Source organism: Pedobacter sp. Leaf41 (genome assembly GCF_001422545.1).
Taxonomy (GTDB): domain Bacteria; phylum Bacteroidota; class Bacteroidia; order Sphingobacteriales; family Sphingobacteriaceae; genus Pedobacter.
In genome coordinates this window covers 254,697-266,610 of sequence record NZ_LMLE01000009.1, presented here as the reverse complement: position 1 = coordinate 266,610, position 11,914 = coordinate 254,697, and the positions used below count along the sequence as shown (strand labels likewise).

11 protein-coding genes are annotated in these 11,914 nt (G+C 34.9%); 4 read left to right on the top strand and 7 right to left on the bottom strand.

What is annotated here, in order from left to right; all coding sequences use genetic code 11:
- Window positions 1-15: 15 nt before the first annotated feature.
- The 4 genes from ASE92_RS16045 to ASE92_RS16030 are packed head-to-tail and all read right to left on the bottom strand — an operon-like array spanning window position 16 to window position 4,301.
- A complete protein-coding gene (locus ASE92_RS16045) occupies window positions 16-939 on the bottom strand; it encodes a glycosyltransferase family 2 protein (protein ID WP_056851120.1) in 924 nt (307 codons plus the stop codon).
- The gene (locus ASE92_RS16040; RefSeq protein ID WP_157255768.1) at window positions 936-1,760 is read right to left on the bottom strand and encodes a DUF5672 family protein; all 825 of its coding nucleotides are present in this window, start codon (window positions 1,758-1,760) and stop codon (window positions 936-938) included. The genes ASE92_RS16045 and ASE92_RS16040 overlap by 4 nt, the downstream gene beginning before the upstream one ends.
- Window positions 1,761-1,765: 5 nt before the next feature.
- On the bottom strand, window positions 1,766-2,461 hold the full coding sequence (locus ASE92_RS16035) for a glycosyltransferase (RefSeq protein WP_056851118.1): 696 nt from the start codon (window positions 2,459-2,461) through the stop codon (window positions 1,766-1,768).
- Between the two features lie 4 nt (window positions 2,462-2,465).
- Complete coding sequence (locus tag ASE92_RS16030; RefSeq protein WP_056851117.1) at window positions 2,466-4,301, bottom strand: ABC transporter ATP-binding protein; 1,836 nt, start codon at window positions 4,299-4,301, stop codon at window positions 2,466-2,468.
- A gap of 184 nt (window positions 4,302-4,485) precedes the next feature.
- Between ASE92_RS16030 and ASE92_RS16025 the strand changes: the two genes are divergently transcribed.
- Window positions 4,486-5,673, top strand: coding sequence for a glycosyltransferase family 87 protein (locus ASE92_RS16025; protein ID WP_056851116.1), 1,188 nt, complete (start codon window positions 4,486-4,488; stop codon window positions 5,671-5,673).
- Between the two features lie 2 nt (window positions 5,674-5,675).
- Here ASE92_RS16025 and ASE92_RS16020 read toward each other — a convergent pair whose 3' ends face one another.
- Together ASE92_RS16020 and ASE92_RS16015 are read right to left on the bottom strand one after the other, a co-directional pair.
- Window positions 5,676-6,722, bottom strand: a complete 1,047-nt coding sequence (locus tag ASE92_RS16020; RefSeq protein WP_082455089.1) for a glycosyltransferase family 1 protein — start codon at window positions 6,720-6,722, stop codon at window positions 5,676-5,678.
- A gap of 7 nt (window positions 6,723-6,729) precedes the next feature.
- Window positions 6,730-7,638, bottom strand: a complete 909-nt coding sequence (locus tag ASE92_RS16015; RefSeq protein WP_056851114.1) for a glycosyltransferase — start codon at window positions 7,636-7,638, stop codon at window positions 6,730-6,732.
- 88 nt (window positions 7,639-7,726) lie between these two features.
- On the opposite strand from ASE92_RS16015, the gene meaB reads away from it, so the two are divergent.
- On the top strand, window positions 7,727-8,635 hold the full coding sequence (gene meaB, locus ASE92_RS16010; protein WP_056851113.1) for a methylmalonyl Co-A mutase-associated GTPase MeaB: 909 nt from the start codon (window positions 7,727-7,729) through the stop codon (window positions 8,633-8,635).
- A 206-nt stretch (window positions 8,636-8,841) separates the two neighbouring features.
- Here the strand turns inward: meaB and ASE92_RS16005 are convergent, their stop codons facing one another.
- On the bottom strand, window positions 8,842-10,131 hold the full coding sequence (locus ASE92_RS16005) for an aminopeptidase P family protein (protein WP_056851112.1): 1,290 nt from the start codon (window positions 10,129-10,131) through the stop codon (window positions 8,842-8,844).
- Between the two features lie 171 nt (window positions 10,132-10,302).
- Here ASE92_RS16005 and ASE92_RS16000 point away from each other — a divergent pair, with 171 nt between their 5' ends.
- Window positions 10,303-11,676 (top strand): OmpA family protein, encoded by a 1,374-nt coding sequence (locus ASE92_RS16000; protein WP_056851111.1) that lies wholly within the window; start codon window positions 10,303-10,305, stop codon window positions 11,674-11,676.
- 99 nt (window positions 11,677-11,775) lie between these two features.
- The gene (locus ASE92_RS21750) at window positions 11,776-11,913 is read left to right on the top strand and encodes a DUF6728 family protein (RefSeq protein WP_369817428.1); all 138 of its coding nucleotides are present in this window, start codon (window positions 11,776-11,778) and stop codon (window positions 11,911-11,913) included.
- Window position 11,914: the final 1 nt, after the last annotated feature.

The following is an 11,914-nucleotide window of genomic DNA, read 5'->3' as shown; positions in this document are numbered from 1 at the left end:
TTATATGGGTATATCTTAACCAAAGCTAATCTTTCTAATTAAATTTAATCGGCTTATAAAAGATTTGTTTTTGATATGGAAATAAAATAATAGGTGATAATAGTGCAACAAAAAGATAAATAATTTCATACCCCTACTTCCTTCTTTGTAGCTTTTTAGTTGCTTGTAGATTATCTCAATTTCTTCTTTGTTTTTTATATTCGGTAAGGTTAAGCAATGCTCAATCCAATTTAAGTTGAAGTTTAGATATCCTTTATTTCTATCCATTGTGCTGGTAGCTTTTAAAGAAAGTGAGTCAGTAATACTTAAATCGTGCTGCCTGTATCTTACCAAAACATCTGGAATTGATTTGATTTTTCCGAAAGTTGCTACTACAAAAATAATCCACCAATCATGATAATAGCCATCTTTGAATGGCAGAAATTTTTGCGTTAATGTCTTTTTAAACATCATGGCGTGTCCCGCTGCACAATTTGATATCAGAAACGGAAGATTTGAACTTCCATCATAGGTGTTGTAGTGATCACTCATTTTTTTGCCTAGAATGGGATTATCATTTTCATCTATAAAATTTGAATCATGATAAATTAAGTCGGAGTCTCCTAACTCATTATATAAAATTGATAATTTATCAGTATCCCAAATGTCATCCTGATCGCTGAGGGCTATAAAGTCTCCATTGCAAAATGAAATGGCCTGCTCAAAATTTTTAGTAAAGCCTAGGTTTATTCTACTTTTAAATAATTTGATGAACGGATAAACTGCAGCATATTTTTCTAGTATATTCCATGTTCCATCAGTCGAGGAATCATCTGATATGACGATTTCAATAGGTGTGTATGATTGAGAAACTAAACTATCCAATTGTTTTTCAATGTACTTTTCGCCATTATAAGTACATAATGCTATTGAAATAAGAGGTTTGTTTTCACAGATCATTTAGCAGTATTTTGATTAATGTCATAACCGTAATCTTCCAATATGCTAGACCAAAATATTAAGTTTTTATCCCAACCATGGCATCCAAATGGAAGTTTGCCTTTATTTAGTTCTAGGGCAATTTGGGGTTCAGTTTCTATTGCAAATTTTATAGCTTCTTTGTAACTCGGTTTTTTGATTTGTGTAGATCGTCTATTAATTTCTATAGACCAAAATATATCCTCATTAAATTCAAGTTCTGGCCTATTTAAATAATAACTGACTTGATCTCTGTATCTATTCAGTAATTGCTGAAATTTCTCCACCTTACGCAGCGAAAATCCGCCATTACCAACTTGATTATGTAATTGCTTTGCATTAGGCAAGCCACCACGACGGACATTATAACGGCGATAAAAATAGCTTTTCAAGTATACACTTATGTTGCTCATATTAATGCCCGAACTTGTTGGATAGAGCCACGGTGCACCGATATAATCATAACTTTGATTGCACCAAAACTGTAATTGATCTGAAAAGACGAAGACATCAAGTTGATGGATTAGTAAGTATTCATATCGTAAGAAAGATCCATAGAACTCATCAGAGAGCATAAGGGCATTATAGCCCGCAATATTTTTAAAATACTTATCATCAAAACTTACTACTTCATCGAATTGAAAATTACCGATCGCGTTAGAAATATCAAGTGTAATTGGTTTAATAGCCACAATCTTATGATGCCCTAAAACATTGAAGCACTGATTTAAGGAAAACTCACTGTTGTAATCGATTTTATCTTGGTAAAAAGGAATTATAATGACCACTTGCTCCTTCATCATTCTACTCAATTTTTTTTAAATAGTTTAGCTTTTGTTAGTCTTATTAAGCTTCTTACCCATATTTTAACGCCAAAATTATTTAAGATTAGAGATTGTTTATCAGCTTCAAAATCAAGGTCTTTATTTATCGCAGAGACACCAGTGTCGTTATACTTCGCAATAACGTAATCCAGATGTTTAAATCTATATTCTGAATCTTTATACAATTGCATATTTAACGCATAATCTGCAGCAATTTTATACTTGGTATTGTATTTATATTTTTTAAAAACGGAAGTAGGGTAAATAATTGATTGATGAAACAAGCCTAATTTGGCCTGGCGATATGCGGAAACTTCCCCAGAATGTTTTTTGCCTTTGTAAATTACGTTAGCATAATAGATAAAGCCTAAATCTTTTAATTGATTTGCAAAGTCTGAAAAATCAGGGAGCAATTCATCATCCGCACCTAAAAAATATACCCATTCTGTGTTAACGAATTTTATGGCTTTGTTCATGGCATCATATATCCCAGAATCTTTTTCTGATTTCCAAAATGAAAGTTTAGAATTATTTCGTTTCAACAATTCTATCGTGCCATCAGTACTGCTACCATCGATTACTACGATTTTTATTTCTTTTAATCTTTGTAAATAGATACTATCCAAACATTGTTGAAGTGTTGAGGCTGCGTTATAAGTTACGATAACAATCGACAACATATGCTTAATCGTTGAATGCCTGCATATCAATCAAACGCTTGTAAAGTCCGCCTTGAACCATCAATTCATTATGGTTTCCAGTTTCTATTACTCTTCCTTTATCGATTACAATAATTTGATCAGCGTGCTGAATAGTACTTAAACGGTGAGCAATTACAATGGAAGTCCTGTTTTTCATCAAGTTATTTAAAGCTCCCTGTACCAGTTTTTCTGACTCTGTATCGAGTGCTGATGTTGCTTCATCTAAAAGCATGATTGGTGGATTCGCCAAAACTGCCCTGGCAATACAAACACGCTGTTTTTGTCCGCCTGAAAGTTTATTGCCTCGATCACCTACGTAAGAATAATATCCGTTCTCGGTATTTTCAATAAAATCATGAGCGTTTGCAATTTTTGCAGCAGCTACAACTTCTTCTATTGTAGCTTCCGGTTTAGCGAAAGCGATGTTATTGAATATTGTATCATTGAAAAGAAACGATTCCTGGTTTACGGTGCCCATTTGCGCTCGTATACTCTCTACTGTTAAATCCTGGTAATTGTGGCCATCAACGCTGATATTTCCTGATTTTGGGTCGTGAAAGCGAGGGATCAAATCCATTAACGTACTCTTTCCACCGCCAGATGGCCCCACCAAAGCGACTGTTTTTCCCTTTTGTATATTAAAACTGATTGCATTTAAAATTTCCTTTTCACCATAGTTAAATGAAACGTTTTCAAATTTAATTTCATGATGAAAACCATCCAAAACTTTTGCATCAGGGGAATTCAATAATTGAGGTTCAGTATCAATTAAATCTAGCACCCTTTCACCGGCAGCAATTCCAGAATGGATTCCGCTAAATGAATCTGTGAGAGCCTTTGCAGGTCGCATCACCTGAGAGAATATAGCTATGTAGGCGATAAAATCAGCAGCAGCTAGCGCATTACTTTCTTTATTGATTATTAAAGATCCACCATACCAAACTATAGCGGCCACCATCATTACTCCTAAAAACTCAGAAACAGGTGAGCCTAGTTGCTGCCGGCGAGTAATTTTGCGGGTTAAATTGGAGTAAAAAATATTTTCTTGATTAAACTTTTGTTTAATCCTTTCCACTGCATTAAAAGCTTTAATGATTTTAACTCCGCTTAAAGATTCATCTAGAAAACCAATCATTTTAGCAAACGATTCATGAGATTCTTTAGCTTGTTGTTTTAATCTTTTTACTATTTTACTTATTATAAAAGCGGATATTGGAATAACCATTAATGAGAAAAAAGTAAGTTTGGCTGATATATTAAATAGTAATACGATGTAAACTATTAAAGTTACAGGTTCTTTAAAAACAACTTGAAGCGTGTTTGTTACGGTAAATTGTACAACCTGTACATCAGAGGCTACTTTTGATATAATATCACCTTTTCGTTCATTATTAAAATATCCAACATGCAAATCCATTACATTATTAAAAACTTTCTTACGTAAATTAAGGAGTGTATGAACCCGCAGATCTTCCATATAACGCTGCGAAAAATATTTGAAAAGATTTGAGAGTAAAACAGAAATGATAATAACAATACACACGTAACCGAGTGTTTTCTCAGGCCCGGTGGTTGCTATAGATTCGTTAACGAATTGTCTAAACTGGCCTAGAATATTAAATGACGAAACCGCTTTGTCAGTAAGCGATTCAACTTTCGGTTCTTTAGCATTGCTATTCAGCAACGTTTCGAATAGAGGTGATAATAGGGCAAGATTTAAAGTTCCAAATAAAATAGATAACAAAGTTGCAATAACATAAGGAATAGCAAATTTCTCTATTGGCTTAGCAAAAGATAATAATCGGAAATAAATTTTCATTCAAATAAATTATGATGTAAAGCTAAGCATTTTGGGATGTTTATCATTATTCACCCCAATTTGTGAAAGCTGGATGATAATAAAACGGTAAAAACCAGTGATTCGGGAGGTATCGTTGATGTGTTCTGGATTCTCTTTTTTCACTTTAAATTTCGTTCTTTGCAGCAAATAACAATTAAAAGCCTTGAAAAATTTAAATTGGAACTTCTTTTTAAATAGGAAGTTAGTGTATGGTGCCTATATTTTGCTTGCTTTAGTTGCAGCACTTAAACAATATCTGCATCATACATTTAATAACTATCTGATTTTTAAATATACATTCTGGCATCTAATTGAACAACAGCCTCTATATATCAATTCTCCGGCAAATCCATATATAGATTGCAATCATTATGGACCTGTATTTGGTGTCTTTATGATGCCGTTTGCGGTTTTACCTGACTGGATAGGTGTTTGTTTGTGGAATGTTGCAAACGTAATTGTTCTTCTTTGGGGAATTTACAGCCTTCCTATATCAGACAATAAAAAAACTATTATTGCATGGATTTGCGCTCATGAGGCGCTAACATCTTTATTTAGCTTTCAGTTTAATATTGCTTTAACTGGCACAATGTTATTGAGTTTTAGTTATATGCTGAAAAATAAAAATGCTCAATCTGCATTTTTTATTGCATTTGGTATGCTTGTTAAGCTTTATGGAGTGGTTAGTTTAGCTTATTTTTTCTTTACAAAGGAAAAGATCAGGTTGATTCTATATGGGGTATTAAGTTTAGCGGTTCTTTTTGTACTGCCTATGCTGTTTTCTTCGCCAGGATATATTTTGCGTTCTTATCAAGATTGGTATGAGGCATTGGTAAGTAAAAACTCCAGTAATATCAATCTCGATTCATTTCAGGATATTTCATTAATGGGCATAGTTAGGAGGGTTTTTGGGGATAAAGAAATTCCAAATTGGCCTATGCTTTTAGGTGGATTATTGCTTTTTCTCTTACCTTATCTTCGTATTAGTCAATATAAAAACGTTGGGTTTAGGTTGTTGTTATTGGCCTCAACTTTAATTTTTACGGTAATTTTTAGTACGGGTTCAGAATCACCTACTTATATCATAGCCTTTGTTGGTATTGCGGTATGGTTTGTTTGTCAAAGCCGAAAAACACCTTGGATAATTGGTTTGTTGGTATTTGCATTTATAGTAACGAGCCTTTCGCCTACCGATATTATTCCCCCGTTTGCAAGAACCTTTATCAGGCTTTATGCGTTAAAAGCTTTGCCTTGTGTAGTTATTTGGGTTTATATTCTCTATCAAATGTTAACTGTTGATTTTAACAAGAAAGATCAGATTAATAATAATGATAAATTAGTTTTGAGCTAAATTCACATCATTAAGGAGTGATATAGTTTCCAATGAGCTTCGGCACATTTTTCCCAGTTAAATTTTTGGGCATGTGCAATTATAGCATCGGCAGGCTGATTCTTTTCATAATCAGCTAAGCCCTCTTTGAAAACTTTCTTCATGTGGCCGTTTTCAAAGCTATCAAAGTAATACGCTAGTTCGCCACCTATTTCGGGTAACGAAGTTAATTTAGAAAGAAAGACTGGTTTGCCAAAATTCATAGCTTCGATGGCAGGAATGCCAAAACCTTCTGCTAGGGAAGGAAAAAGAAAAGCACTGCAGTTATTATAATACCAGTATTTCTCCTCACTGCTAACCGGGCCAATAAGGTGAACTCTATTTTGTACTCCATATCTGATCGCTTCTTCTCTAATTTTATCACCATAACCGCCATCTTCCTTTCCGGCAATAATGAGTTCGAAATCGTTATCTTCCAGCAGGCAAGGTAGGGTGTGGAAGTTTTTTTTGGGAATGACTGTGCCCAAGGAAAAGAGAAATTTTTGTTTCGGTTGGTATTTTGGCTGATTAAATTCTGGGAATTTTTCAACTTTTGCACCATTGTAAATAACTGTTATTGGCTTATTTACTTTTAAATTTTTAAGGATGTCGTGTTTGGTAAATGCCGATATTGCAATGATATGATCAGCTTTATCTATAACTTTTTGGTGCTTTTTAACCTGTTTTCTGCGCTTAGCATCTGACTTTTCTTCGTGTAAAAAATTTAAATCATGCACTGTTAATACCTTTATTAACTTTTTATTTGAAGGCAGGTAAGAAGAAATCTGATGAGTGGTGTGCCACAAATCAATGTTTTTATTTATTGATGGGAAAATAAATTTATGTAGGCTATTTTGATCGATGAAGGGAGTGCTCTCATCAAAATTGTGCTGATCTTTTTGGCGTACGTAAAGTGAAATTTCATCATCGTTGTTTTTTGTCTTAATCAAAGACAAACCCAGTTGATGGCAATATTCAAATAATCCCGTAAAGGGATATTTCATTCGTTCACAATCAAAAACAATCTTCATGGATGAACTATTTATTTGGTAGGATCTTATAATTTTTATATTCGCCAATTCTCCATCCTGTAATCATCTCAATCCTATGTAAAAACATTCGCCGTGGAGATAAATCAATCTTATTGGGATTATGTTTAAATACCCAATCCTGTGCGGCAATTACCGTTTTCATAGTTTCCGGATGAGGCTCTTCAAAATGAGCAAGAATGTCGGCCACACTCTCAAAATCAAAAGTTTCGTAGTTTTTATATTGCTCAACTGTTTTTTCTTCAGACTGATAGTATCCAGTGAATCTTTTTACTTTTCCAAGTAGTAAGTACGGGTTGCGGCAATATGAATAATGAAAGATTTTGGCATCTATCCATTTTACATGGAGCTTGCGGCTATTGATATTCTTTTGATAATCTTCCAAACTTGGATAGCTTCTGAAGCCTTGAGAATCTTTATAAGAATAAAAAGTTGGGTTGTTTCTAATAATCCTAATTTCTCTCCGGTGCCATTTTCGAGTCGTGCCGATGTGCTTGTAATCTCCAATGAAATGAAGGAAATCGAATAAAAATCCTTCTACTTTATTGTCATGGAGATTATCCTCCATGGCTTTTTTTATTTTAGGCAAATCTTTTTCGTGGAATACCTCGTCAGATTGTATGTGAAATACCCAATCTCCCGTGGCTGCCTTTAATCCAATATTGGCTTGTTGTGCGAACACTTTTCCCCCCTCAATAAGTGAATCATCCCATACGGTATCTATAATTTTAATCTTGTCTGATCCGATAGCTTCAATGGCTTCTCTTGTTCCATCCTCTGATTTTCCAACTACCGCAATAAATTCATCACATAAAGGTAATATAGATTTGATAGATTCGATTACTGGATAGCCATACTTAAAACTGTTTCTCATATAGCTAAAGCCACTTACTTTCATGCACGCAATGTTTTTAGATTGTTTCTTGCTGGGTTGATACAATCGTTGAAAAATAAATCTGTTTCTTTGTACAAAGATAGTTTTATTGATGAATACCCATCTATCCATTTTAAGTGAAGTAAAAGCCGGTAATTACAAGACATTGGCGAGGGCATTAACGCTCGTTGAAAATGATATTGCGCCGGCTGATTTGATTCTGAAAAATCTGGATAGCCAATCGCCTAAAGTGGTGGTTGGTATTACCGGCCCGCCTGGTGCTGGTAAAAGCACCCTGGTTAACGCAATTACAAATCATTTTACTGCTGAAAGCAAACGTGTAGCGATCCTGGCCATCGATCCCACTTCGCCATTTAATTTTGGCTCTTTACTGGGCGATCGAATCAGGATGGCCTCACAATTTAATAATCCAAATGTTTTTATTCGTTCGCTTGCAACCAGAGGCGCTTTGGGAGGTATTTCGGCTAAAACCATTGAAATGGTTGATGTGCTAAAAGCTTCGAATTTTGATTTAATTATTGTAGAAACGGTAGGAGTAGGTCAATCCGAAGTCGAAATTGCAGGCCTTGCAGATCAAACAATTGTGGTATTGGTTCCAGAATCAGGAGATGAGGTACAAAATATTAAATCAGGGTTAATGGAAATCGCCGATTGCTTTGTGATTAATAAAGCCGATAGGGCAGGAGCCGATACCTTTGCGAACAATTTAAAAAAGATCGTTCATAAAGGTGTAAAATCGATACCAATATTAAAAACGGTTGCGGATAAAAACATTGGCGTTGAAGAATTATGTAAATGGATTTCAGAACCCATTAAGGTTTCTAACCAACGAAAAGAATTTCTTTTCGCGGAGAAAGCCTGGCGACTGATTCAAAATCAGAAAATGATTGATGTAGACAAAAAAAGGCTGCGAGAAGAGATTCAGTCAGCCTTATTAAAAGATGATTTTAATATTTATCGCTTTGCAGCAGAATTTGGAAATCAACCGGTAACTGGTTAGCCCTTTCCTTATACCAGGTTAACCCTTAATGTACCTTTTCTATACCTATTGTTAACCCTTTGATTACCTATTGTGTACCTATTCTTAACCCTTTGTTAACCCTAAGGGTTACGCACTACTCAACCGGGGGTTAAGTAGTGATGAGTAATAAGAGAGCGTGAAGCTTCAACTGATTTATCATTAGTCGGTATAAAGTTTCCCCCGAATTAGCTGTTCATGATGTCTTCAATTTCATCAGCCTCTACAGGGATATCAGCCATTAGGTCGATATTGCCATTGGCAGTGATTAAAATGTTGTTTTCTAACCGAATGCCCAGGTCTTCTTCAGGGATATAAATACCAGGCTCTACGGTTAATATATTTCCTTCCGCAAATGGCGTGTACCGCCCGGCAAAGTCATGTACATCTATTCCCAAATGATGAGATGTGCCATGCATAAAGTATTTTTTGTAGGCTGGATAATTTGGATTTTGATTTTTAACATCAGTTGTAGATATCAAACCTAAGTTAACCAGTTGCTCAGACATGATCTCTCCAACCTGCTCATGATAGGTATTCCAAACAGTATTGGCCACAATGAGTTTAGTAGCTTCTTTCATTACATGCAAAACTGCATTGTAAACTTCTTTTTGTCTCGGGGTAAATTTTCCGTTTACAGGAATTGACCGGCTCATATCTGCATTGTAATTAGCGTATTCAGCCCCAAAATCAAAGAGAATCACATCGCCGTCTTTACACTCCTGATTGTTATCGTTATAATGAAGAATATTTGCATTATGCCCAGAAGCAATGATTGGTGTATATGCATGTCCTGTTCCACCCTGCTTTATAAATTCATGGATAATTTCAGCTTCAATTTCATATTCCTTTACTCCAGGTTTAGTAAATTTCAACACCCTTACAAAAGCATCACGTGTAATGGCACAGGCTTTTTTAGTCAGTTCAATTTCAAGCTGAGACTTTACAGCCCGCAAACCACGCATAATTGGAGCGGAGCGCTCGTAATGGTGCAATGGATATTTTGAGCGCATTTGTTCGATAAAACGAACATCGCGATAGGGAACTGAATGTGCATATCTATCATTTTCATTTGTATTGAGATAAATGTTATCTGCATAATGAACAATGCTGTGCAGGATATTATCAAAATCTTCTAACCAATAGATGTTTTCTATGCCCGAAGCAGCTTTTGCCTGCTCTTTGGTATATTTATATCCTTCCCAAACCTTAATATAATCGTTAGTCTGTCTTAAAAACAGGACTTCTCTGTACAAAGGATTAGGACAATCAGGATATAGAAGTAATATTGTTTGTTCCTGATCAATTCCTGATAAATAAAATAAATCTGGATTTTGCTTGAAGATAAAATTTTGATCACCACTTCTAGGAAACTCATCGGCAGCATTAAATACAGCTAACGAATTGTTTTTAAGTTGTTTAGCATAGTTTGTTCTGTTTAATATAAAAAGTGACTGATCAATTTGAGGATATTTCATGATAATTACAGTTTTAACAAGGTAATGCTCAAATGTAAGAAAATGATTAATTAGAGAGAAGTTTGGAACGGAGTTTGTATAAAAGTTTGAAAATTTAAATTTTTGTTTAATTTTGCGATTACTAAAAAATTAATCAATTAGATTGTTTACCCTTAAAAAGAAAAAAAGATTATGAATTATTCTACTTTAAAGAAAAGTGTTGCGCTTTCTTTAGTGGCATTAACAGGAGTTGCTACTCTTGCTGTCGCTCAAGATGCACCTGCAACAACTTCTGGCACCAAGGTATTTGGTGGTAGAGGACAGTACAGAACTTGGTCAATCGGTTTGAACGGTGGTGTTCTTATGCCAATCGCTCCAATCAGCAGCACCAATGATTACAACAGATGGGATGTTAACTTAGGTTACGGTTTAAATATCCGTAAACAATTAGGGCACTCTTTCGCTTTAGAATTAAACGGTACTCGTGGTAAACTTTCTGGATCAAACGATGCTACTATTTATGGAGCAGGTTCTACAAACAGAGAATTCGAAACTGAATTACAATATGCTGTTGATTTACGTGGTGTTGTAAACTTAGGTTCTATCGATTTCTTACGTCGTGAAAACTCAGTTGGTTTCTTCTTAACTGCTGGTTACGGTTACATGGCTTACGCACCAAAAGTTACTTTAGCAAATGGTACTGTAATTGATTGGAAAGGTAATGCTGGTGGTAACTCTGAAAACGGAAATAACGTTGTTAAATCTGGCGAAAGAAATGATTACGTAAAAGGTTTCTACATTCCAGTAGGTGCTGGTGTTAAATTCAAAGTGTCAGAGCGTGTTAACTTCAATTTAGGTTACACTATGAACTTTGTTGATGCTGATAACTTAGATGGAACTTATGCTAAAGGTACTTCACAAGATAAATTCTCTTACGGATATGCTGGATTAGAATTCTCTTTAGGTTCTTCTGCAAAACCAAGTTTAGAGTGGTCTAACCCATTAGCTACTATGTACGATGAGTTAAAAGATCCTACTTTACGTCAAGAAGTTGAAGCTTTGAAAAACCGTGTATCTAACGTAGAGAAATCTGTTGAAGATTTGAAAAAAGATACTGATGGTGATGGTGTTGCTGATCAATTCGACAAATGCCCAGGAACTCCTGCAGGTACTGCTGTTGATGGTTCAGGATGTCCACTTCCTAAGTTCCAAGCTGATTCAACTCAGAACTCTAATGTAACTGGTTTCGAAAAAATCGGTTTTGATTTCAACTCATCAGTTTTAAAAACTGAAGCTTATCCAACTTTAGATAAATTATCTTCAGTGTTACGTGAAAACGGTGGTAAAGTAACTGTAAACGGTTACGCTTCAAGCGAAGGTACTGCTGCATATAACATGAAATTATCTAAAGACAGAGCTAATTCTGTTAAAACTTACTTAGTAAACTCTGGTGTTAACGCTAGTCAAGTTGCTACTAAAGGAATGGGTGAAGCTAATCCAATTGCTTCTAACGATACTGAAGAAGGTCGTATCCAAAACCGTCGTGTTGAAACTTCTAGAAACTAGTATTTCAATATAAAGTTTAATAGAAAGTCCCGATGCAAATCGGGACTTTTTTTATGCCTTTTAATTTTCTGTATAAAGCTTTTTATCTAAGTTTGTATTATGTATTTCTTCAGGAGAAAAGATCCTAACAGGCCAAATAACATCAACATTAAAATTATGCATTTCATCAATGCATTGGCGATCATTATCTTTCTTGCAGGTATAATCTATAAAGTTGTTCAATGGCTTTCTAAATAAA